Here is a 19,053-nt window from a genome sequence, read left to right on the forward strand (position 1 = left end):
TATTTATACGATCCACGACTATCGTGAGGACAGAGGTGTAACGGCTCCCGAGGGAGCCGGATTCCTTGAGGGAATCACTCTTCGGCATCCCTTATGGGATGTCTATGACGATCACACCGTCGCCGGTGATGATCGTCAGCCGGAAACCGCAGTCCCGACACTCGAAGACAATCTCGAGGATCGTCTCACCTCCTGCCGGGCAGGTTCCCTAGGCTCGCCGTCAGACTGGAAATCCAGGCAGAGCCTAAGGACTTCCCCGCTTCGGCATTTCTGCGCAACTTGCGGATCGGACATAAATCTATCGTCCGCAATCATGATTGACGGTTCCGCTGATGGCGGGATAAGAAAGCACAATGAAGCCCTGAGGATTCAATGTTTTGGAAGTAACGCTCCATTGCCTCAGGGCTTCTCCCCTCTTTCCTCTGCTTGCTTGTACCGGAGCACGCAGAGTTCCACTCCGTGGGCCATACTGGCGAAGTCTCTGGAATCCACTTTGTTCTGCAAGTATTCAATGATCTCAGAAGGAAGAGAGACTGTCAATGATATTTTCCTTGAACCTCTTGGCATTAAAGCATTATCAAGTAAGTTACTTTTAAATATCTTCAAGCATGTTAAAGCAATATCAAGTAAGTTACTTGATGGAGCGTTACAATATGCAAGAAATCAACCACTCAGCGGACGCTGTAGACCTCGCCGTGGAGGTCCTTCAGCCGATATGGGACGCACCGACGGACGGGTTCGTGGCGGTGATGATCTGGATGCCGCAGAGGACATCCGCCGCACTGCTGGAACGCATGGAAGCGGAGACCGCCGCCTTCGTATCGAAGCTGCACTCCTCAAGGGAGTCTACCTTCTGAGGAATCTCACAGGAGGGTTCATGATGGCGGTAAGGGATAGGATCCTGATAGACATCAGGACGTGCGACCTCACTCTGTCAGAGGTCATGAGGCGGATGGTACGCTACCAGGAGGAGATGCCCGGTCACGAGGTCTTCATGGACGGGGACCTCTACGCGATCGTCGCAAGAAGGAGGGGTGTCTCGTGAACGGATCGAGCATCCAGGAATTAGCCATAAGAATGCTGTCACCTATTCCTTTCCAGAACGGAAAGGGAGGTGAGAAGAGAATGGCAAGCGAATGGGAGGAGCTCGAGTCGCGGTCCAAGGAGGACCTGATCATCGAGCTGGTCCGCATGAGGAACCTCTATGGCATGCTCCGCGAGGACATGCAGCCCGACAACCCGCTGATACCGTACATGGAGCGCAAGCATACGGGTGAGGGGGACGACTACGTCGAGGGTGAGACCACCACCGACGGATGGGCCGAGCGGATCGCCCTGTACGGTGCGATGCATCCGAAGGACGGCGCGTTCTACTGGTGCGACCTGATGGACTACGGCCTGACCAGCGACCAGTCGTACGATGTCTGTGCGAGACTGAAGGCCGAGGGGCGTCTGAAGCTGCCCGATGGCGTCAGTCTTGGGGAGGATCTCCCATGAGGACGAGACGCAAGCCCGATCATGAGGCTGTGGAGGTCGGCATCGAGGCCGATGAGATCAAGGGGCCCGACTACTTCCCCAAGTCGAAGACCGACGGTGCCAACAGGATCGTGGCCAAAGGGGATGTCATGATCGATGTCCGCAAGCAGCACCCGGGCAGCAGGGACAAGGAGGTCCGTCCCGATCCGGGCACGGTCCTCAGGGCCGATGGCAAGAACGCCAAGATGACCGTGGAGGGTCGGACCGTCAGGAAGGTCCGCAGAGGCGGCCCCAGGGAATCGACCACCGTCGGAGGCATGGTGGAGATCTTCAGGAACAGGAGGTCTCGCAGATGACCTCCGCAATCATGATTAACGGCACTGCGTATGGCGGTGCGAGAACTCATCATGAGTTGCCATCAATCAATGATTCTGGATTGGTACTCCTTTATCTCGGTGGCAACTCGCCCTCTTCTAGGTATTTCCTGTACCAGAACAATGCAGCTTCAAACGCATGCGATCTGCTAGCAAAGCGTTTGGTCTCGACCTCTGAATCAACCCATTTCAATAATGCAGGGTCTATTGTGACTCCTACTTTCGGTCTGTTCTCTTCTTTCATGTCTACTAAAATTCCACCAGAGAATATTAATATTCATGACCGTTTGTATTCTATTATCCACGAAAGTGGGATAGGAGTACCAACACATGACAACAATCAACCATTCAGCGGACGCTGTAGACCTCGCCGTGGAGGTCCTTCAGCCGATATGGGACGCACCGACGGACGGGTTCGTGGCGGTGATGATCTGGATGCCGCAGAGGACATCCGCCGCACTGCTGGAACGCATGGAAGCGGAGACCGCCGCCTTCGTATCGAAGCTGCACTCCTCAAGGGAGTCTACCTTCTGAGGAATCTCACAGGAGGGTTCATGATGGCGGTAAGGGATAGGATCCTGATAGACATCAGGACGTGCGACCTCACTCTGTCAGAGGTCATGAGGCGGATGGTACGCTACCAGGAGGAGATGCCCGGTCACGAGGTCTTCATGGACGGGGACCTCTACGCTATAGTCGCAAGAAGGAGGGATGCAGCATGAGGGCGGCGACACTGTTCGAGGCCCTCGACGCCCTGACCAAGCAGAGATGCTGGAGGTTGGAGAGCGGCGGACAGGACAAGATCTCCTATTCCGAATGGAGGGACACCCTGATGTTCTTCCGGCAGATCACAGGGTCCGAGAGGAAGGCGAAGGAGCTCTGGAGTCAACTGAGGACCGTGAAGACGCCTGACGGGAGGAGACTCGCGCGTCAGGTCAACCAGTCCGACAGCCTGATCCTGGACCTGGCAGCCGCGGGGGACTTCCTCGCGCTGAAGTTCCCCACGTATGCCAAGGCGATGAGGTTCGCGAAGGAGGGGAGCGTCACCGCTTCCCTTCCGGACAAGGACACGATCGAGGAGGATGGGCAATGATCGGCATCGGGCCCCATTGTGTCGGATGCGGATACCTGTTCCTCGGGGCCTACGCCCCGTTCTGCGGAAGAGGGACGTTGACCCCTCTGATCGTTCTTACCGAATGTCCCCGTTCCGTGACGGACGTCCGTTCCGCCGGAGCGAGGGGACGGCAGCTGACATTGGAGGAGGCGTTCGCATGAGGGTGGTGCGTGTGAAGTTGGAGAACAAGAAAGGGGTCTCCGAGCAGATGGTGGAATGGCCCCCGTACTGCATTGAATCGTTCATGATCCGCCTCTTGGAAGAGGTCGAGGCTGGACACAAGGTTACTCTGAAGATGGAGGAGCGCAAATGAATGGGAAGATCACGGTCAGGATCAGGGAGGACGCATCGTTCCTGGATGCACAGCGCATCGTCGGGGACATGATGGACTTCAACACGTACTGCGACATGGACCTGTACACGGACCTCTACGGCACGATATCGGCGGATGCCACGTGGGACGCCCCGGTCGAGCGTATCGTCCAGTTCGTCCATGCCAGGTCCAGTCCTGTGATACTGTCGATATGCTCCGGAGGACGGCAGCTCGCATGAGCAGGTTCTCGGATGCGATAGAGGAGTTCCTGGAGGAGTACGATATGGTCTACGCGGAGATCACCATGCAGGTCAGACGGAGGGAGCTCTATCGCCTGTGTCATGTCGTGGACGATCTGTTCGCGAGGGAGATGATCTCCACGGACGACCCCTCGTCGATGCAGGTGAACGATGTCAAGGTCATAGCCGCCATTCTGAAGAGGGACGGCGGCATGAGCGTGAACACCCGTACCCACATGCTCGGGAGGCTCAACCTGCTCTGCAGGTTCAAGGGGAACCAGGTTGTGGATTCCGCGAAGGTGCGGTACCCATCGCTGTTCCCGGCGAAGGTGGAGACCCGTCTGGGGGTCCTGACCGGGGAGGAGGTCCGCAAGGTCATGGAGTATGCCGGACGCCCGGACCACGACTACAGGACCCTCCGGTCCTGCTGCTCCGTCGTGCTGCCCCTCGCGACAGGCATACGTCCTCAGGAGACCAGGATGCTGAAGGATTCGAACATAGACCTGGAGGCCCGCCTCGTCACGCTGGAGTATGTCAAGGGGATGGATTACTACGGCGAGCCCAGGACCGTGCCGATACTCCCGGATGCTGTGGAGATCATCGCGAGGTATCTCGATGCCTTCCACGCCAAGGGGAAGACCGGCTACATCTTCCAAGGACCGCACGGCGAGCCCGTGTCGGGAAACACTCAGAGGAAATGGAGGGAGCGCTTCGCGGAGGGCTCCGGGGTTTCCCTGGACCACAGGATCCTGAGGAGGACCTGGGGGCAGATGCTCGAGGATATGGGCGTTCCGGAATCGGATGTGTCCGTCCTCCTCGGGCATGCGAGCACCGCCACCACGGCGAGGTACTACGCAAGGGTGAGCGAGAGGCGCGCGATTGAGAGCGTCCGCAGGACGTGGGCCGAGATGGGGAGCATCGTGGCCCGTGCGGAGGCGGACGGAGATGAGAACGAGAGTATGGAGAGGGAGCGATCCCATGAGGGATGCGAAGGGTAAGAAGGGTGTGAACGGTATGAAGGATGTGAAGGATACGACGGATGCGCAAGCGGCGGAATGGACCGGCGAGATGACCGAATTCTCGTGGTCGGAAGTGAAAATCAGGGAGAAGTCTAGCGCTAAAGCTGGAATATTGGCGAACGGGAGGGGATTCGAACCCCCGGCTTGCAGCTTAGGAGGCTGCCGCCATATCCAGACTAGGCCACCCGTCCGTTGAAACGAGTGATATTGGCATCGGATATAAGGGTTTGGGTCGACTGGGATATTGGGATGGAGATGTGATGCAAATTGCGAACCCAGCCGGTTGTCTGGAACCATCTCATGGGTGGAGATGACCCGAACCCGTACCTCGGGGGAGGTACTAGTTGCACCATAGTCGGACATGATATTAAACTATTGTCTGTTATGCTCGTAATATGTGTACATATTGTTTACAATGACTGATTGTTTTGTATGTTATGCTAGTTATTTATATCAGTCATTGCCTGTCATAGGTCGGGATACACTTTGCCGTCTGGTCGCAAAAAGAGGATTATGATAGCCTGCGTCACGTTCGAGACCGCCAAGGTCGTCGAACCTGCACTCTACTACGAGGTGAACAAGGTCCACATAATCCGCTACCTGAAGGATCCCACCTCCGAGGGTGGCAAGATCTATGACAGCTTCTGCAACCGCGTCACGGAGCTTCTCAGAGAGGAGTCCCCTCTGGATGTCGAGGTCTCGATACACAACGAGAGGGTCAGCGACTTCTCGACGATGCTCCGCACCGTGCTCTCCATAATCCAATGCGAGATGCGGGAGGAGCCAGGATGCGAGTTGTATGTGAACATCTCTGCCGGAACGCCCGAATACGCGGCCGCATCCGCCATAGCGTCCATGATGGTCGACGGGGTCATACCGTTCTCCGTAGGGTCCAAGGAATACACCGTACCCACCGAGAGGATCCCGGAGATCTACTATGTGGATGGCAATCCCGTCGGCCTTACCAAGGCCACATACGATCCGCGCGTCCTTCCAAGCTACAACATCGATATGCCCGACGAGGCCCTCATAAAAGGTCTCCGCATCCTCAATGATAGGAACGAGGCAGGGCTGCCGGTGACAAGCGGGAAGATGATCGTCGCCCTGAAGGATGCCGGTCTGTGGTATCGGGACACCGAGGCAAGGAGCGAGGACCGCAAGTCCAACCAGAGGCAGACCGAAGCCGTGTACTATCAGAGGGACTTCATCACCAAATGGCTGAGGAGCGGTTGGATCGAGAAGGACGAGCGTCGCAACAGATACGTAATCACGGATGAGGGGCGCAACTTCATCACCACCTTCTTCACGGACTGAGTCCGGATACGGACGGTTGTTTCGGGAGACGTCCGTCGTCCTCCCATCTTTATTCCAGATCGCCTGTAGTTCCCACTCTCTTTCGCACTCAGGACAATTACAAAGATGACTAATATTACAAAGATAACAACAAGCAGTAATTATATCGATTCCACAATGTGCATATGCGGCGAAAAGTCGCAGGAAATCGAAATGGCACACTACAGACAGACTCTGATTATCCCCGCCCCCAAGCAGAACCTCAACCAGATCAGACCGGTCAGAAGAGCATACGGCAAGTGTAAGAGCAACGAGAACCGCAACCAGGGGATCAACTCCATCCTGGCATATTTCAACTGACGCGGACCGTGGAGTATAAAGGATGCATGAGCGATTGCCATCCATGGGCAGCGCATGCTTCATCCTTGCAGACTCCGATGGAACGGATTGCGACGCGTCTCTTCAGGAGATGCGCATACGCAGATGCAGAGGTTGTGTCAGATGCCTTACCGAACATCCGGGGATCTGCGAGATCGATGACAGGTTCACAGAGCTCATCCCGGTGATACTGGCCCACAGCGAATTGAGGATAAGTGTGGCACCGGAGCACGGGAAGGTCCCGGACAGGGCAAGGAAGGCCATTGAACGCCTGTCAAACATATTGGACGCATACACGGACTGTGGAGGGAACGTGCCTCTACCGGCCGATTCGGTGGATCTGAGGAGGATCACCGTGGCGTATCGCGGAAACTTCGAGGACAGGATGGAATCCGAGATAACCGGGGCCCTCAGGAAGGGTCCCGTCTCGGATGTGGATTTCATTTATTTTGAGAATTGAAATGGTTTTTGAAGGGGTTTGGGTGAAGAGGGATCACTCCTTCTTCTCGTCAGCCTTCTTGGCGGACTCCCAGACCTCGACGAACTCGACGCGGTCGACTCCGAACACGTTGCGGTAGTCGGAGACGAGCCTGTACTTGGCGACGGGCCAGGACTCGTGGAACTTGCAGACATCGGCCTCGGTGACGACGACCTTGTCCTCCATGATCGCGAATCCGAAGTCATCGGCGGACCCGAAGTCGATCTCCATGATGGCCTTGGCCTTCTCGACGGCGTCGGTGATCTCCTCGATGACGGTGACCTTGTACATCAGGTCGTGGCCGGCGAGAGGGCTGTTGAAATCGACCTTGACACGGCCGGCTCCGACGGACATGACGGTTCCGGTGCGGTTTCCGAGGGAGACGGGCATTCCGGGGTAGGGGTTGATCTCGGCCTTGTAGAAGTCCTTCAGGGAGTGGAGCTCGATGAGCTTGGGGTTCCTGACTCCGGCTGCCTTCTCGCAGGGGACGGTGACCTCGATCTCCTTTCCGACCTCGGCGTTGGCGATGGCCTCATCGACCTCGGGGTAGAATCCCTTGGATCCGACGACGTATGCGAGGGGGGCGTAGACAGCCTTCTCGTTGTAGAAGTCGTTCTTCTTGGCGCACTCCTCGATGTTCGAGTCGTACATCCTGTTGTCAGCGTCTGCGAAATAAGCTTTGAAATTGATACGGACGATCTTTTTGGTGTCTGCCATTTCTATAGCACCTCTTTTAAATTAAGGGCGCCGAACGCTTTTTCTGATATAATGGTGTCGGTATAAATCTGGAGCTGGCGTTGCAAAGCAAAGCGATATAAATGATGCGCATTATGGCTGGTTTGGTGCCGCCTTGGCTTAGGGGTATAGCGGCTGACTTGTAATCAGCAGGCCGGGGGTTCAAATCCCTCAGGCGGCTCCACTTATCAATCCCTGGTTCTGTCCATATGTCGCCGTCTGGCAATAGTTTATATGTCTGAAGGCGTCGGCCCGACGCTATCATGACCGTCATCGAGACAATCTCGAACCTCGTCAGTCCGATCTACGATGTGCTGTGGGCGATCGCTTTCGTGGTCCTCATCGGGTCCGGACTGTACTTCACGTTCCGTCTGAAAGGCGTCCAACTCGTCCGTTTCGGACGTTCCATGAGACTGACGTTCGAGCGTGAGAGGCACAAGGACGGTCGCACCGTGTCGGCCTTCCAGGCGTTCTGCATAGGCATGGGGACCCGCATCGGCGTGGGCAACATAGCGGGGGTCGCGACGGCAATAATCACCGGCGGTCCCGGGGCCATATTCTGGATGTGGGTATTCGCCCTGGTGGGCGCCGCGACCAGCTTCATGGAGTCCACACTCTCCCAGATCTACAAGGAGAGGAAGGAGGACGGGGGGTTCTTCGGAGGGCCGGCGTACTACGCATCCAAGGGCACGGGGAACAGGAGGCTCGGCATCGCCGTGGCCGTCGTCCTGACCCTCACGCTGGGGTTCGGGTTCATCGCGGTGGAGGCGTCAGTGTCGGCCTCCGCGCTGTCGTCCGCATTCCCGTTCGAGGGGAACACCTGGGTGTTCGCGATAGTCATCGCGCTCCTCGCGACGGTCCTCATAACCGGGGGAGTCAGGAGGATCGCCAGGTTCTCCACCGTGATCGTCCCGCTGATGGCCGTGTCATGGATCGTGTTCGCAGGTGTCCTGATATGTCTGAACATCGGCAACGTGCCTGCGGCGTTCGGGATGATATTCGAGCAGGCCTTCGCCCCCAGCTCCATAGTGGGAGGAGGGATCGGGACCGCCATTTCCATAGGCCTCCAGAGGGGCATATTCTCCAACGATTCCGGTCTGGGCACGGTGTCCAACGTCGCAGCCGTGGCGGACATCAGGCATCCCATAAAGCAGGGGTTCATCCAGTCGTTCGGCGTTCTCGTGGACACGCTGCTGATATGCACCGTGACCGCCCTGGTGATCCTGTCCTACGGGTCGTTCGAATCCATCTACTGGGGGTTCGGGGATATGGTCGACGGGTCATGGAATCCCCATGACGGTTCGGTCCTGGTCCAGGACGTGGCAGCCGCGACGATCGGGGGCGCGGCGAACGTCATAATAGCACTTTTCATGCTCGTGTTCTCGTTCACGAGCCTCGTCGGAGACTACGTCTCCAGCGAGTCCAACCTGAGGTTCATCCGTGACGATCGCAGGATAGTGACGTTCCTGCGCATAGGCATCATAGCGATCGCGGCCGTGTCCGCGGTCCTGGACACGGAGTTCATCGACCTGATATGCTTCACATTCATCGCGGTCATGGCCATACTGAACGTCGCCATCATCATGAGGCTGAGGAACGACGTGTTCGAGGCGTACGACGATTACAACGGTCAGCTCATGGAAGGTGTCGAGGAGCCGGAGTTCCGTTCCGATTCGATAACGAACAGCTCCGGGGTCACGGAATGGAGGTGAGGGGAGCCCCCCCCCGTCACCCGGTGACCGTGTAGAGCCCGTAGGGGTAGTCCCTGTGGGCCGTGCCGTTGTGGTAGACCGTCCCGTCCGGGTAGATGGAGTACGAGTCGTCGATCCATCCGATGCCATAGGAGTTGTCGTCCAGCGTGGTCTCGCATCCGTAGTACGTCCCGTATCTGAACATGTCCACGGACATGGCGTACGCATACGCCACCTTGCCCGGCATGTACGACTCGAGGGACACGGCCGCGATGGCATGCCCCGGTATCATGAACACTCCCGCGTCGTATCCAGCGGCCGAGAGCAGGACGGCGCAGAGTATCGATGTGTCCTCGCAGTCCCCCGTACCGTGGTATATCGTCTCCATCGGGAACGCGTAGTACTCGTCGCGACCGTACGTCTTGATGTCGAGCGAGTACGAGTAGCATTCCTGGACGAACGCCAGGATGAACTCCGCGTATGGTTGTCCCTCGGCCTTGGTGCCGTACGTCCTCTCGTATATGTCGGACAGCTGCTCCTCCATGGTCGTGATCGTCCCGTTCAGGACGAGGAACTTCTGGACGGCCTGGTAGCTCCCGTTGCCGTACGCGGCCCTCTCCAGCATCGTCGCCCCTGCGGTGCCGGAGTACCTCTGGAACTCGGAGTAGTCGAATCCGATGCTCATGCTGTGCTGTCTCCAGTCGTACGTCCAGGTGTACGTCTTGGTGACCTCGCCCGATACGGTGATGAGGATGTCGTACTGGGCGTATTGCTGCCAGGGCCCCATCTGCCCTAGATAGCACATCACTTCGATGATATAGTTCCCGATGACGGTGTCGTCCAGGGTCCAGTCGAACTCCGGTACGGTGCTGCTTTCCGTGTACCGGTCGTATGAGTGCCCCTCCCTGTACACGGACCAGGAGTAGCTCTTGGCCTCGCCTGTCCTCGAGACGTCCAATGCTATCCCGAGGACGGTGTTCCCGTCCTCGTCCACGGTCTCCGTCACGGTGAACAGGTCGGAATACGTCCCTGACACGGTGAAGCCGGTCATCTCGAAGGAGTTGGTCTCGTTGCTGGGATACGTCGGATCGTAGCCCGGATCGGTGGGGGGATGGTCGTCGGGGGAGGACCTGTCGGGCGAGTCGTAGGTCTGGATGACCGCGAGGAGCGCCACTATCGCTATGGCCACGACCGCTATGGTGACAAGTCTTCCCCTGGGTGTCCCGGATGCCGAATAGCCGCAGTACGGGCATTTCCGATCATGCATCGGGAAGTCGCAGTTGGGACAGCGCATGCACACGGATTCGCTTTCCGTCGTATATAACGGATGCGAACCTTCGTTCGCGGACACCCTGTCCAGGGAATCCACTATATATCGAACGGCATACGGATGGGTGTGACAGACGTAGATAGCATCCTGTCCTTCACGAACATATTCTCGGACCTCGTGATGGTCATCGTCATCATGGACGTGGTGGCACTGATCATCGCGCTGTTCCTGGAGAGGTACGACCCGAGGGCGTTCACCACGTGGCTGATCCTCCTGCTGTTCCTCCCCCCGGTGGGGTTCATACTCTACCTGTACATGGGTGCCACCATCTACAACCGTCGCAAGTTCGTGCCGAAGAACATCTCCGACACGCAGCTCATGCAGGCCCACGAGTGGCAGAGGGACGTGCTGGAGAGGGACATCGAGGCACATCCCGAGGCTGCCGGCATATTCCACATGGCGAAGTCCATGGAGAACGCGGGAGCATGGTCGTACTCCAACAACAACGACATATCCGTCTATACGGAGGGGGACCCGCTCTTCAGGGACATGATCGAGGACATACGCGGTGCCAAGCGCTCCATACTCATCGAGTACTACATCATACGCAACGACCACGACGGGAACGAGCTGCTGGAGCTTCTGACCCAGAAGGTCCGCGAGGGGGTGGAGGTCAGGCTGCTCACGGACGCGTTCGGCATCGGGAAGGGTCCGAAGGAGGGCATTTTCAGATTCAGGAACGCCGGCGGGCACTATGCCACATTCCATTCGTCGATAAACCTGGCGCTGAGCCCCAAGAAGAACAACCGCAACCATAGGAAGATCGCGCTGATCGACGGGCGGATGGCGTACTGCGGCGGGTTCAACATAGGCGACGAGTACCGCGGCGAGGGGCCGCTGGGACATTGGAGGGATGCGACGGTGAAGGTGTCCGGCGCGGGCGTCCTCCCGATGCTCGTCAGGTTCTGCGCGGACTGGCAGTACTGTGCGAACAGGGACCCGCTGAAGCCCATGGAGGCCTACATAGACGTGACGATCTACACCAACGGGGGCAGCGACCGGATGCAGCTCATATCCGGAGGCCCGGACACGATGCCGAACAACCCTGTCCAGATGCAGTACCATTCCATGATCGTCAATGCCCGTTCCAGGCTGTACATAACCACGCCGTACCTGGGGCCGGACGACTCCATGATGGTGGCCCTGGCGAACGCGGCCCGGTCGGGGGTGGACGTCAGGATACTCATCCCCGACAAGAAGGACCACATATTCCTCTACTGGAACAACCTGACCTGCGCCAACGAGCTCATGAGGTCCGGGGTCAGGATCTGGAGGTACAACGACGGCTTCGTCCACGAGAAGATGATCCTCGTGGACGACGTGTACTCATCCGTCGGTTCCGCTAACCTGGACCACAGGTCCACCACGCTGAACTTCGAGACCAACGTGATGATGTACTCCGAGAGGATCAACGACCAGCTCTGCGAGCAGTTCCTCGCGGACTTGGAGAGGAGCACCGAGTACTCCTGCGAGGAGTTCGACAGGCGCACTACGATGATGAAGATCAGGATGGCGGTGTCATGGCAGATGAAGCTGCTCGCGTGAGCGTCGTCATAGTGGGGGCCGGGCCTGCGGGCATGTCGGCCGCCATGACCCTGTCCGGGCGCATGGACACGATCGTCATCGAGCGTCTGGACGATGCCCGGTTCGGGAGGTACCACTCCATATGCGGTGAGGCGGTCAGCGACCGCTCGTTCAAGCGCCTGGGGTGGATGCCCTCGGCGATCGTCAGGAGGGTGGACGCCATAGGCATATCGTCCTCAGGGGGGCGTTCCATAGCGATCCCGGTGAAGGGCTCCATCGTGGACCGTCCGTCCATGCTCGCCGAGATGAGGTCCAGATGCGATGCGAGGTTTGTGCGCGGTTCCGTACGCTCGGTCGAGCGGACCGACGATGGGTTCAGACTGACGCTCTGCGATGGCAGGACCTTCGAATGCGGATGGCTGCTGGGCGCCGACGGTGCCCACTCCACGGTCAGACGCGATGTCTTCCACGCAGATGCGACCGACCGCCTCCCCATCGTGAACTGCATCGCGGAGGGCGATGCGGACCCCGTGCTGGGGTTCACGGTCGCAGGGAGGTATTCCGGCGGGTACAGCTGGCTGTTCCCGTCTAAGCCCGGCACGGTGTCCGTGGGATTCCCCAAGGGATGCGGTGACCCGGCGAAGGTCGAAGGGCTCAGGGAGCACGGTGCTCGCGACCTTCCGTTCGGTGTGCTAGACACGGTCGCGGACGGCAACTGTGCGCTCATCGGGGACGCCGCATGCCTGGCCAACCCGCTCTGCTACGGAGGGATAGGGGCCGCCCTGCTGTCGGGGCGCTTCGCGGCCGAGGCGATCCTCAAGGGGGACCTTGGGATATACGGCAGATGGGTGGCGGGGGACCGCATGTTCGACCATCGCTTCATGGACGCCCACAGGACGTTCTGCTCCTGGACAGACGACGAGATCGAGGATGCCATGATGCCGTTCGAGAAGGGATACTCCGTCCTGCGCGGACTGTACGCCATCCTGAGGCGGCCAGGTTTCTCCAATTTATATATGGCAATTTTCATCGCTTTAAGAATAGGTTGGTGATAATCTCGTTATTTTTAAATATAAATGAGACAACCTATTTATAGTGAGTAAACCGAATACTAATCATGGTTCTAGCATCCACAGAGAACAGGCGCCTTACGTGTGTAAGGTGCTCGTACGAGTGGATACCGCGTAAGGATCAGCTCCCCAAGAGGTGTCCACGTTGCCGGTCGGTGAAGTGGAATGATGCGCATCTCAAGGTTACCTGCCTACGTTGCGACCATACTTGGAACTCGCACGACGGAAGCCCCAAAAGGTGTCCGAAGTGCGGGTCGCATCAGTGGAACGTGCCTCCGAACCTCTTCACATGCAAGAGGTGCGGGAACGTCTGGGAATCCAGAAGCAGCAAGGTCCCCCGCAAGTGCGCCGGATGCGGCTCCCGTCTATGGGATGTCGTCCCGGAGCCCTATGAGGAGGTCCGCGCCGAAGCACGTCCACACGAGGCCAGGGAAGCAGAAGTCTTGGAAGCGTACCGTAAGGGACGCGGATGCATAGACATCGCCATTTCGCTCGGAGTGCCGTATAGCGTCGTGCGCGATACGGTGAAGAGAAGCAATCCTGGTATAGTACCGAAGGCATGAAGGGGCATGCGTGCCCTGGTTGTCGTCGACTATCAAAACGATTTCACAGACGGTCCTCTCGGTAGTCCAGGGGCCGTCTCCATAGAGGGTCCCATATGCTCGCGCATAGAGGACTACCTCCGTTCCGGGGATCCCGTCTTCATGACGATGGATACGCATTCTCCCGATTACCTCTCCACGCTGGAGGGGCGCATGCTGCCGGTGGAGCACTGCATCGCAGGGACTGATGGCTGGAGGCTGCACGGGAAGGTGTCCACGTACCGGGAGAGGTGCACCGTCATCGAGAAGGACACGTTCGGCTGCGCCCGTCTCCTGGAGGTTCTGAAGGGTTTCGACGAGATCGAGATATGCGGCGTGGCGACCAACGTCTGTGTCCTGGCCAATGCGGTCATGGCGAGGACGGCCAATCCTGATGCCAGGGTTCTCGTCAGGAGGGACTGTGTCGCATCATACGACCCGGACCTGGGAGAGAAGGCCTTGGACATCCTGCCGTCGCTGCAGGTGGAGGTCCTCCGATGGGGCTCACGATGCGTCTCCTGACCGAGCGCCTCCAGCTGAGGCGCTTCACGTTGGACGATGCGGAGCCCGCGTTCCGCAACTGGATGTCGGATCCGGAGGTGACGAGGTTCGCCACATGGGAGCCCCACGCGGACGTGGACGAGACGAGGAGGGTGATCTCCGGATGGTTGAGGGACTACGACCTGGGTTCCATGGACTGGTGCATCACGCTGCGCGGATCGGACGAGCCCATAGGGAGCATCACCGTCGTCAGGGAGTATCCCGAGAGGAGATGCTGCGAGATAGGGTACTGCCTCTCGCAGAGGCATTGGGACAACGGGTACATGACGGAGGCCATAGGCGCCATAGTGAACTACGTGTTCGACACGACGGCCTTCGACTTCGTACAGGCCCGTCACGATGTCGAGAACGAGGCGTCCGGGAGATGTCTCGAGAAATGCAACTTCCGTCAGACCGCGGTGTGCGACCTCCCGGACCCCAAGACCGGCAGGATGCGCACGTACAGGTTCATGACCGCCTCCAGGTCGGACGTGTGCGTCTACGTCTGATCAGTCGGGCAGGTTGTCCCTGACCTTCTCGATCCTGCGGACCGCATCTATGTAGCGGGCGTGCTCCGCATCCGCCGCCCTCTTGCAGTCCAGGAACTGCTCGTGGCATGTCTGCGCCTGTTCGCGGAGCCTGTCCGCCTCCTCGTAGAGCTGATGCATCTTGGTATGGGCGAGATTGGACTCCTCGGACGCCTTGGTGGCCTTCTGATGCCAGCTGTTCGCCTGGGACTTGCCCTCCCCGATGTCGCCGAGCCCCCCGGATGCGCGCATCCTCGCGACACGGTCGTTCCATTCGTCGCGTCTCGCGCGGCATTCCTTGGCGGTCAGGTTGGCCTCGTCCCGGCGCTCCTTGTAGACGGCCGCCTCCGAGGACAGGGATCTGGCCTTCCTCTGGAGCTTGTCCCTCTTGTCCGCCAGGAGGGATGCCTTCTCGTGGAAGTCATCCCGGCTCCTCTTGTGCTCGTTGGCCTCGCGGTTCAGGCCCGCTATGATCTCATCGAGCCTCCTGGCGTCCTCCTCGATCTGTTCGGCGATCATCCCTTCAGCCTCAGAAGCATGAACTCGGTCATGTTGCCCTCCATGTCCTCGATGTTCTCGTGGGCCATATGGAGGTCGAACATCTCCCCCGCGTTCCTCCTGCATATCACTGCGGTGTCCTCGGACAGCCTACCGTCCGCCAGCATCTCGGCCGCCACGGCGGTGTCCGACACCTCGATCCTGTCCGCGCCCGGATACAGCCTGTCGAGGCTGTTCCTGGTCTGGAGGAGCGCCTGGATGTGGGATGCCACGTGTCTGACCTCGATCCCGGGGCGTCTGATGAACGCACAATGGTGTATGGGGAGCCACAGAGCACGGAGGACCTCGATGTCATCGCGTCCCTTCAGGGACTCCTCCGTCTCGATCACCGGACCTGCGGTGACGTTGCGGGATGCGACGACCCCGTAGTCGGCCGTTCCCGAGTCCAGCGCATCGATGGTGTTGCGGGAATCCTCTTCCGGGATGAGGGCGAACACGTCCCAGCCCATGGCGCCTGCCAGTTCCGTGGCGGCCTGCTCCGAGTTGGATCCCGGGATGCCCATATACGCCACTCTTATCGTCATGAGCGGAGGGAACAGGTCGCGATATTTAGGAATTCATGACCTTGGTGCGGTTGCATGGGTGGTCACCCTCTCGTTCTCATGAGGCGGTATGCCATAACCCCCAGGATCGTGAGCATGGAGATCATGGACAGGACCACGATGTCCGGAGTCCCATCAGGAGTATCGTTCGGATCGCTCTCCACGACGACGTCCCCGTCGAACGGTTCCCAGGAATCGGCATGTGTGTCGTATACGTGGACGGTCACATCGGTCGTCCCGAACAAGAGGTCCCCCGCATACTCGGGATACATCAGGTCGCTCGGCGTGATGGGTCCGGACGACGCGATGATCATCGGCAGCGCCGACAGCAGGTACTGTGCCCGGACGTCCGCCGCGAACGCAGCGTTCACCCTGATCCGGCGACCGGACCCGCACGGTCGTCGAGCTCCTCCGAGACGATGCGCGCATCCTTCCCGTGGAACGCCATGCCATACAGCAGCACACGTCCACTCAACCCGTGATGGTACTCCCTGTCGCGGATCTGTCTCACGGCATCGGCCGCGAGGTCATCCAGGTCCGATGCCCCGTCTCCCCGCTTCAGCTCTATGACGATGCTCGGTACGCCGGCGACCTTGGATGACATGAGTATGTCACAGTAACCCTTCCCGACCTCACGCTCTGCCTTGATATCATACTGATCGTGCAGGTTGAACAGCAGTCCTATGAGGTATGCCTGATAGGTAGCTTCATCGTCCAGGATCCTGAAGCTCATGTCCGTCATCAGGAGGTCCTCGATCGTCCTGGAGACGGATGCGGCATCGCCGGAGACCAGCTCGTTCTGTAACGATCTTATCTTCCTCCCGGTCGTATCGAGCCTTGCGGCGACCATCTTGGAGTATATGAGGTACATCTCCATGTTGGGGATCGATATGAGGTAGTGGTCGCTTCTCTCATGCATCGCGCGCAGATATCCCGACATGACCATCACAGAGTAGATGGATTCCGGGGCGTAGTCCAATTCTTCGAACGTGATCATACCGTCGATCTCCATTTTCACCGAACTGCCGGTGGCCAGTCCTCTCAGGATATCGTACGTCTCACTCCTGGCATTGGCGAGGAGATGGTCTATGATCGAGTTCCCGCTGGTCCCGGCCCAGTACGATGATGGTTCGAATCCCCTTTTGACGTAGTTGAGGACGCTCCATGGATTGTATATCTCGGCATCTCCGAAGATGTAGCCGTCGTACCAGTCCTTCGCCTCCTCGTACCTCTCCGGATGGCCGTAGTCGGCGCACAGCTTCCTGACCTCGTCCGGGGTGAATCCGAACATCTCGTCGGATTCCTTGGAGAATATGTTGTTCACATACGGGTTGTTGAATCCAGAGAATATGCTCTCCTTCGAGATCTGCATAACGCCGATGACCACTGCGAGATCTAGCGATTCGTTCCCCTTGAGGGCGGAGCCCAGCATTATTTTCATGAAATCCAGTATCTTCCTGAAGTCCTCTGTGCCATGAGCGTTATGTACTGGGTTATCGTATTCATCGATGAGGACGACCACTTTCCTCCCATGGTGGTCCTGCATGAGATTGGTCAGAATGCGGAGGGATCTGGACAGAGTGTCCACATCCGATGTTCCCATCCTTATGTCTGAGACGTCCTTCCTCAGTTTGAGGTCTGAGACATCCTCCAGGACTTCGACATTCAGACGGTACAGGTCGGCGACCTTGTTCGCCATTCCAGCACGGAACGAGTCGAATGTGCTGGAATTGATGTCCTTGAAATCGAAGTATAGGACGGGGGATGCGTTCTTCCTCGGCTCTAGATCCTTCCTCTCGGATACTCTGAGGCCATCGAACCATGTGTTGCCCTTGTGCTTCACGTTGAGGAACGCGTCCAGCATCGAGAGGTTCAGGGACTTCCCGAACCTCCTTGGCCTGGTGAACAGGTACACCTCGACCTTGGAGTCAAGGATCTGCGCGATCAGATCGGACTTGTCGACGTAGTAATAATCATCGCCGCGTATCTCCTTGAAATCCTGGATGCCGATGGGTATCTTCCTCATGCTTTCGCATATGCTCTCAGTAGTCAAATAACTATGCAGGATGTGCGACAAGAAGCAGTCAGGGTGATTGCACCAAAGAGGGGAAGTCACCGAGCATCCATCCGCTCCGACCCGACCATGGCATGCGCTCGGAACCGAGACGGATGTGTTGATGTGATTCACTCGTCCGCGTCTCCGGATTCGAGGACGCCGATGATCTCCAGGCATGCCACTCTGAGCTCAGGGACCCTCTCGGTGATCGTCTTCCACTGCAGTTCCGGGATGACGTTGTGGTATTGGTGCGCGAACATGTCGCGCATGCCTGCGATCTTCCTCCAGGTGACGTCCCCGAACTTGTCCCTGAGCTCCGGGGAGAGCCTCTTCACGAGCTCGCCTATCTGTAGGATGGAGAAGGCGGTCGAGGTCTGGTACACCTTGTTGTCCAGGAAGTCCTCCTCGTCCGAGCCGAACATCTCGACGGCCTCGTTCACGATGTCGCAGTACTTCACGATATCACGAAGGATGTCGATGTCACGCCTCATAGAGCAGCCTCCTGTCTCTGAGGACCTCCCTGCTGAAGTCGTCCCGGAGGGACCCCTGACAGACAAGGTCGATCTCCACTCCGAGGGCATCCCTCAGATCGGCGAAGAACCCGCCGAGTTCGAAGAGGTCGCAGTCGTCGGACGTCACGACGCAGAAGTCGTAGTCGCTATCCTCGGTATTGTCACCGCGGGCCCTGGATCCGAAGAGATACACCTGCCTCATGCCATAGGACTCGGCGATGGGCCCCACTATCCTGCAGAGCTCCTCGAACGTGTACTCCTTCGTTCCGACCATGGTGGGACAATCGCGTCAGCTCTATATAAACCAGGTTCGGGCACGGCCATCCTGAGCTACCGTCCGGAGAACACTCCGGGCACATGGAGAATACGATCCTCACGGAGCTGCTGGAAGGGGGTTCGATGTGTACGTGGGGGACTCCGACGGCAGGGAGGATTTCGTCGCGGAGGGGGGGGCCGCGCAACCAGATCATCAGCCCGATCTTTTTTCTGCAATTTCGACAGGTGAGTACGATCCCGCCCGAGACCCGTTCCTGGTCCCACTCCCTGCAACCGCATGTCGGACATGGCGGTCCATCGACGGCCGGCATCGGACCCTCTCGTTCTCATCCCATGGGATCTGTGCATCGCTCATTCTCCGACTCCTGCCTTTCGGCAAGAGAAGATGGTTCCGAATGCAGCACCCCTCCCGGAAATCGGAAACTGT

29 protein-coding genes and 2 tRNA genes are annotated in these 19,053 nt (G+C 58.4%); 21 read left to right on the forward strand and 10 right to left on the reverse strand.

The window, feature by feature from the left end:
* Window positions 1-638: 638 nt before the first annotated feature.
* The 4 genes from V5D86_RS08185 to V5D86_RS08200 all read left to right on the forward strand — a co-directional run bounded on the left by V5D86_RS08185 (window position 639) and on the right by V5D86_RS08200 (window position 1,832).
* Window positions 639-857, forward strand: a complete 219-nt coding sequence (locus V5D86_RS08185; protein ID WP_414596196.1) for a hypothetical protein — start codon at window positions 639-641, stop codon at window positions 855-857.
* Between the two features lie 23 nt (window positions 858-880).
* On the forward strand, window positions 881-1,045 hold the full coding sequence (locus tag V5D86_RS08190; protein WP_414596197.1) for a hypothetical protein: 165 nt from the start codon (window positions 881-883) through the stop codon (window positions 1,043-1,045).
* Window positions 1,046-1,125: 80 nt separating this feature from the next.
* Window positions 1,126-1,497 carry a hypothetical protein gene (locus V5D86_RS08195; protein ID WP_414596198.1) on the forward strand — a complete coding sequence of 124 codons (372 nt, stop codon included), beginning with the start codon at window positions 1,126-1,128 and terminating at the stop codon, window positions 1,495-1,497.
* Window positions 1,494-1,832: a hypothetical protein gene (locus V5D86_RS08200; RefSeq protein ID WP_414596199.1), complete on the forward strand. Its 339-nt coding sequence runs from the start codon at window positions 1,494-1,496 to the stop codon at window positions 1,830-1,832. The genes V5D86_RS08195 and V5D86_RS08200 overlap by 4 nt, the downstream gene beginning before the upstream one ends.
* A 91-nt stretch (window positions 1,833-1,923) precedes the next feature.
* On the opposite strand, the gene V5D86_RS08205 is transcribed toward V5D86_RS08200, so the two are convergent.
* Window positions 1,924-2,094, reverse strand: coding sequence for a ribbon-helix-helix domain-containing protein (locus tag V5D86_RS08205; RefSeq protein WP_414596200.1), 171 nt, complete (start codon window positions 2,092-2,094; stop codon window positions 1,924-1,926).
* A gap of 86 nt (window positions 2,095-2,180) precedes the next feature.
* On the opposite strand from V5D86_RS08205, the gene V5D86_RS08210 reads away from it, so the two are divergent.
* From V5D86_RS08210 to V5D86_RS08240, 7 genes are read left to right on the forward strand one after another with little or no spacing between them, the layout of a single operon-like run.
* On the forward strand, window positions 2,181-2,384 hold the full coding sequence (locus tag V5D86_RS08210; protein ID WP_414596201.1) for a hypothetical protein: 204 nt from the start codon (window positions 2,181-2,183) through the stop codon (window positions 2,382-2,384).
* 23 nt (window positions 2,385-2,407) lie between these two features.
* A complete protein-coding gene (locus V5D86_RS08215) occupies window positions 2,408-2,572 on the forward strand; it encodes a hypothetical protein (protein ID WP_414596202.1) in 165 nt (54 codons plus the stop codon).
* Window positions 2,569-2,943 (forward strand): hypothetical protein, encoded by a 375-nt coding sequence (locus V5D86_RS08220; protein WP_414596203.1) that lies wholly within the window; start codon window positions 2,569-2,571, stop codon window positions 2,941-2,943. The genes V5D86_RS08215 and V5D86_RS08220 overlap by 4 nt, the downstream gene beginning before the upstream one ends.
* Window positions 2,940-3,125, forward strand: a complete 186-nt coding sequence (locus V5D86_RS08225; protein ID WP_414596204.1) for a hypothetical protein — start codon at window positions 2,940-2,942, stop codon at window positions 3,123-3,125. The genes V5D86_RS08220 and V5D86_RS08225 overlap by 4 nt, the downstream gene beginning before the upstream one ends.
* Window positions 3,122-3,277: a hypothetical protein gene (locus tag V5D86_RS08230; RefSeq protein ID WP_414596205.1), complete on the forward strand. Its 156-nt coding sequence runs from the start codon at window positions 3,122-3,124 to the stop codon at window positions 3,275-3,277. Before V5D86_RS08225 ends, V5D86_RS08230 begins: the two co-directional genes overlap by 4 nt.
* Window positions 3,274-3,516, forward strand: a complete 243-nt coding sequence (locus V5D86_RS08235) for a hypothetical protein (protein WP_414596206.1) — start codon at window positions 3,274-3,276, stop codon at window positions 3,514-3,516. Before V5D86_RS08230 ends, V5D86_RS08235 begins: the two co-directional genes overlap by 4 nt.
* Entirely contained in the window at window positions 3,513-4,514 is a 1,002-nt protein-coding gene (locus V5D86_RS08240; protein WP_414596207.1) for a tyrosine-type recombinase/integrase, read from the forward strand. The genes V5D86_RS08235 and V5D86_RS08240 overlap by 4 nt, the downstream gene beginning before the upstream one ends.
* 134 nt (window positions 4,515-4,648) lie before the next feature.
* On the opposite strand, the gene V5D86_RS08245 is transcribed toward V5D86_RS08240, so the two are convergent.
* A tRNA-Arg gene (locus V5D86_RS08245) sits at window positions 4,649-4,726 on the reverse strand.
* Window positions 4,727-5,048: 322 nt separating this feature from the next.
* On the opposite strand from V5D86_RS08245, the gene V5D86_RS08250 reads away from it, so the two are divergent.
* From V5D86_RS08250 to V5D86_RS08260, 3 genes are all read left to right on the forward strand, one after another.
* Window positions 5,049-5,849 (forward strand): DUF6293 family protein, encoded by an 801-nt coding sequence (locus V5D86_RS08250; RefSeq protein ID WP_414596208.1) that lies wholly within the window; start codon window positions 5,049-5,051, stop codon window positions 5,847-5,849.
* Between the two features lie 192 nt (window positions 5,850-6,041).
* Window positions 6,042-6,188 (forward strand): hypothetical protein, encoded by a 147-nt coding sequence (locus tag V5D86_RS08255; RefSeq protein ID WP_414596209.1) that lies wholly within the window; start codon window positions 6,042-6,044, stop codon window positions 6,186-6,188.
* Between the two features lie 43 nt (window positions 6,189-6,231).
* Window positions 6,232-6,666 (forward strand): hypothetical protein, encoded by a 435-nt coding sequence (locus V5D86_RS08260; protein ID WP_414596210.1) that lies wholly within the window; start codon window positions 6,232-6,234, stop codon window positions 6,664-6,666.
* Window positions 6,667-6,699: 33 nt separating this feature from the next.
* On the opposite strand, the gene V5D86_RS08265 is transcribed toward V5D86_RS08260, so the two are convergent.
* Window positions 6,700-7,401 (reverse strand): FKBP-type peptidyl-prolyl cis-trans isomerase, encoded by a 702-nt coding sequence (locus tag V5D86_RS08265; RefSeq protein WP_414596211.1) that lies wholly within the window; start codon window positions 7,399-7,401, stop codon window positions 6,700-6,702.
* 127 nt (window positions 7,402-7,528) lie between these two features.
* Here V5D86_RS08265 and V5D86_RS08270 point away from each other — a divergent pair.
* Window positions 7,529-7,603 (forward strand) — tRNA-Thr (locus V5D86_RS08270).
* A gap of 79 nt (window positions 7,604-7,682) precedes the next feature.
* Complete coding sequence (locus tag V5D86_RS08275; RefSeq protein ID WP_414596212.1) at window positions 7,683-9,131, forward strand: alanine/glycine:cation symporter family protein; 1,449 nt, start codon at window positions 7,683-7,685, stop codon at window positions 9,129-9,131.
* 16 nt (window positions 9,132-9,147) lie between these two features.
* On the opposite strand, the gene V5D86_RS08280 is transcribed toward V5D86_RS08275, so the two are convergent.
* A complete protein-coding gene (locus V5D86_RS08280) occupies window positions 9,148-10,404 on the reverse strand; it encodes a hypothetical protein (RefSeq protein WP_414596213.1) in 1,257 nt (418 codons plus the stop codon).
* A 102-nt stretch (window positions 10,405-10,506) separates the two neighbouring features.
* Here V5D86_RS08280 and cls point away from each other — a divergent pair, with 102 nt between their 5' ends.
* The 5 genes from cls to V5D86_RS08305 all read left to right on the forward strand — a co-directional run bounded on the left by cls (window position 10,507) and on the right by V5D86_RS08305 (window position 14,664).
* Window positions 10,507-11,985 carry a cardiolipin synthase gene (cls, locus tag V5D86_RS08285; protein WP_414596214.1) on the forward strand — a complete coding sequence of 493 codons (1,479 nt, stop codon included), beginning with the start codon at window positions 10,507-10,509 and terminating at the stop codon, window positions 11,983-11,985.
* Window positions 11,961-13,016, forward strand: a complete 1,056-nt coding sequence (locus tag V5D86_RS08290) for an FAD-dependent monooxygenase (RefSeq protein WP_414596215.1) — start codon at window positions 11,961-11,963, stop codon at window positions 13,014-13,016. The genes cls and V5D86_RS08290 overlap by 25 nt, the downstream gene beginning before the upstream one ends.
* Before the next feature lie 65 nt (window positions 13,017-13,081).
* Window positions 13,082-13,597 (forward strand): hypothetical protein, encoded by a 516-nt coding sequence (locus tag V5D86_RS08295; RefSeq protein WP_414596216.1) that lies wholly within the window; start codon window positions 13,082-13,084, stop codon window positions 13,595-13,597.
* A 6-nt stretch (window positions 13,598-13,603) separates the two neighbouring features.
* Window positions 13,604-14,137, forward strand: coding sequence for a cysteine hydrolase family protein (locus V5D86_RS08300; protein WP_414596217.1), 534 nt, complete (start codon window positions 13,604-13,606; stop codon window positions 14,135-14,137).
* On the forward strand, window positions 14,113-14,664 hold the full coding sequence (locus tag V5D86_RS08305; protein ID WP_414596218.1) for a GNAT family N-acetyltransferase: 552 nt from the start codon (window positions 14,113-14,115) through the stop codon (window positions 14,662-14,664). The genes V5D86_RS08300 and V5D86_RS08305 overlap by 25 nt, the downstream gene beginning before the upstream one ends.
* Here V5D86_RS08305 and V5D86_RS08310 read toward each other — a convergent pair whose 3' ends face one another.
* The 6 genes from V5D86_RS08310 to V5D86_RS08335 form a co-directional block, all read right to left on the reverse strand.
* Window positions 14,665-15,201 (reverse strand): hypothetical protein, encoded by a 537-nt coding sequence (locus V5D86_RS08310; protein ID WP_414596219.1) that lies wholly within the window; start codon window positions 15,199-15,201, stop codon window positions 14,665-14,667.
* Window positions 15,198-15,764: a prephenate dehydratase domain-containing protein gene (locus V5D86_RS08315; protein ID WP_414596220.1), complete on the reverse strand. Its 567-nt coding sequence runs from the start codon at window positions 15,762-15,764 to the stop codon at window positions 15,198-15,200. The genes V5D86_RS08310 and V5D86_RS08315 overlap by 4 nt, the downstream gene beginning before the upstream one ends.
* A 62-nt stretch (window positions 15,765-15,826) precedes the next feature.
* The gene (locus tag V5D86_RS08320; RefSeq protein WP_414596221.1) at window positions 15,827-16,153 is read right to left on the reverse strand and encodes a hypothetical protein; all 327 of its coding nucleotides are present in this window, start codon (window positions 16,151-16,153) and stop codon (window positions 15,827-15,829) included.
* On the reverse strand, window positions 16,150-17,808 hold the full coding sequence (locus V5D86_RS08325; RefSeq protein WP_414596222.1) for an AAA family ATPase: 1,659 nt from the start codon (window positions 17,806-17,808) through the stop codon (window positions 16,150-16,152). Before V5D86_RS08325 ends, V5D86_RS08320 begins: the two co-directional genes overlap by 4 nt.
* 158 nt (window positions 17,809-17,966) lie before the next feature.
* Complete coding sequence (locus V5D86_RS08330; RefSeq protein WP_414596223.1) at window positions 17,967-18,329, reverse strand: DUF86 domain-containing protein; 363 nt, start codon at window positions 18,327-18,329, stop codon at window positions 17,967-17,969.
* Entirely contained in the window at window positions 18,319-18,624 is a 306-nt protein-coding gene (locus V5D86_RS08335) for a nucleotidyltransferase family protein (RefSeq protein WP_414596224.1), read from the reverse strand. The genes V5D86_RS08330 and V5D86_RS08335 overlap by 11 nt, the downstream gene beginning before the upstream one ends.
* Window positions 18,625-19,053 lie beyond the last annotated feature (429 nt).

This window comes from Candidatus Methanoprimaticola sp. MG2 (assembly GCF_047501175.1).
In the GTDB taxonomy this organism is placed as follows: domain Archaea; phylum Thermoplasmatota; class Thermoplasmata; order Methanomassiliicoccales; family Methanomethylophilaceae; genus Methanoprimaticola.

What these genes read in the sequence shown, in the direction of transcription:
- V5D86_RS08190 (WP_414596197.1), top strand. Translation starts at nt 881, where the DNA reads ATGGCGGTAAGGGATAGGATCCTGATAGACATCAGGACGTGCGACCTC.
- V5D86_RS08225 (WP_414596204.1), top strand. Translation starts at nt 2,940, where the DNA reads ATGATCGGCATCGGGCCCCATTGTGTCGGATGCGGATACCTGTTCCTC.
- V5D86_RS08250 (WP_414596208.1), top strand. Translation starts at nt 5,049, where the DNA reads ATGATAGCCTGCGTCACGTTCGAGACCGCCAAGGTCGTCGAACCTGCA.
- V5D86_RS08210 (WP_414596201.1), top strand. Translation starts at nt 2,181, where the DNA reads ATGACAACAATCAACCATTCAGCGGACGCTGTAGACCTCGCCGTGGAG.
- V5D86_RS08295 (WP_414596216.1), top strand. Translation starts at nt 13,082, where the DNA reads ATGGTTCTAGCATCCACAGAGAACAGGCGCCTTACGTGTGTAAGGTGC.
- V5D86_RS08185 (WP_414596196.1), top strand. Translation starts at nt 639, where the DNA reads ATGGAGCGTTACAATATGCAAGAAATCAACCACTCAGCGGACGCTGTA.
- V5D86_RS08215 (WP_414596202.1), top strand. Translation starts at nt 2,408, where the DNA reads ATGGCGGTAAGGGATAGGATCCTGATAGACATCAGGACGTGCGACCTC.
- V5D86_RS08275 (WP_414596212.1), top strand. Translation starts at nt 7,683, where the DNA reads ATGACCGTCATCGAGACAATCTCGAACCTCGTCAGTCCGATCTACGAT.
- V5D86_RS08310 (WP_414596219.1), bottom strand. Translation starts at nt 15,201, where the DNA reads ATGATCGCCGAACAGATCGAGGAGGACGCCAGGAGGCTCGATGAGATC.
- V5D86_RS08235 (WP_414596206.1), top strand. Translation starts at nt 3,274, where the DNA reads ATGAATGGGAAGATCACGGTCAGGATCAGGGAGGACGCATCGTTCCTG.
- V5D86_RS08240 (WP_414596207.1), top strand. Translation starts at nt 3,513, where the DNA reads ATGAGCAGGTTCTCGGATGCGATAGAGGAGTTCCTGGAGGAGTACGAT.
- V5D86_RS08260 (WP_414596210.1), top strand. Translation starts at nt 6,232, where the DNA reads ATGGGCAGCGCATGCTTCATCCTTGCAGACTCCGATGGAACGGATTGC.
- V5D86_RS08300 (WP_414596217.1), top strand. Translation starts at nt 13,604, where the DNA reads ATGCGTGCCCTGGTTGTCGTCGACTATCAAAACGATTTCACAGACGGT.
- V5D86_RS08305 (WP_414596218.1), top strand. Translation starts at nt 14,113, where the DNA reads ATGGGGCTCACGATGCGTCTCCTGACCGAGCGCCTCCAGCTGAGGCGC.
- V5D86_RS08265 (WP_414596211.1), bottom strand. Translation starts at nt 7,401, where the DNA reads ATGGCAGACACCAAAAAGATCGTCCGTATCAATTTCAAAGCTTATTTC.
- V5D86_RS08280 (WP_414596213.1), bottom strand. Translation starts at nt 10,404, where the DNA reads ATGCGCTGTCCCAACTGCGACTTCCCGATGCATGATCGGAAATGCCCG.
- V5D86_RS08200 (WP_414596199.1), top strand. Translation starts at nt 1,494, where the DNA reads ATGAGGACGAGACGCAAGCCCGATCATGAGGCTGTGGAGGTCGGCATC.
- V5D86_RS08330 (WP_414596223.1), bottom strand. Translation starts at nt 18,329, where the DNA reads ATGAGGCGTGACATCGACATCCTTCGTGATATCGTGAAGTACTGCGAC.
- V5D86_RS08325 (WP_414596222.1), bottom strand. Translation starts at nt 17,808, where the DNA reads ATGAGGAAGATACCCATCGGCATCCAGGATTTCAAGGAGATACGCGGC.
- V5D86_RS08315 (WP_414596220.1), bottom strand. Translation starts at nt 15,764, where the DNA reads ATGACGATAAGAGTGGCGTATATGGGCATCCCGGGATCCAACTCGGAG.
- V5D86_RS08195 (WP_414596198.1), top strand. Translation starts at nt 1,126, where the DNA reads ATGGCAAGCGAATGGGAGGAGCTCGAGTCGCGGTCCAAGGAGGACCTG.
- V5D86_RS08230 (WP_414596205.1), top strand. Translation starts at nt 3,122, where the DNA reads ATGAGGGTGGTGCGTGTGAAGTTGGAGAACAAGAAAGGGGTCTCCGAG.
- V5D86_RS08205 (WP_414596200.1), bottom strand. Translation starts at nt 2,094, where the DNA reads ATGAAAGAAGAGAACAGACCGAAAGTAGGAGTCACAATAGACCCTGCA.
- V5D86_RS08290 (WP_414596215.1), top strand. Translation starts at nt 11,961, where the DNA reads ATGGCAGATGAAGCTGCTCGCGTGAGCGTCGTCATAGTGGGGGCCGGG.
- V5D86_RS08335 (WP_414596224.1), bottom strand. Translation starts at nt 18,624, where the DNA reads ATGGTCGGAACGAAGGAGTACACGTTCGAGGAGCTCTGCAGGATAGTG.
- V5D86_RS08255 (WP_414596209.1), top strand. Translation starts at nt 6,042, where the DNA reads ATGGCACACTACAGACAGACTCTGATTATCCCCGCCCCCAAGCAGAAC.
- V5D86_RS08220 (WP_414596203.1), top strand. Translation starts at nt 2,569, where the DNA reads ATGAGGGCGGCGACACTGTTCGAGGCCCTCGACGCCCTGACCAAGCAG.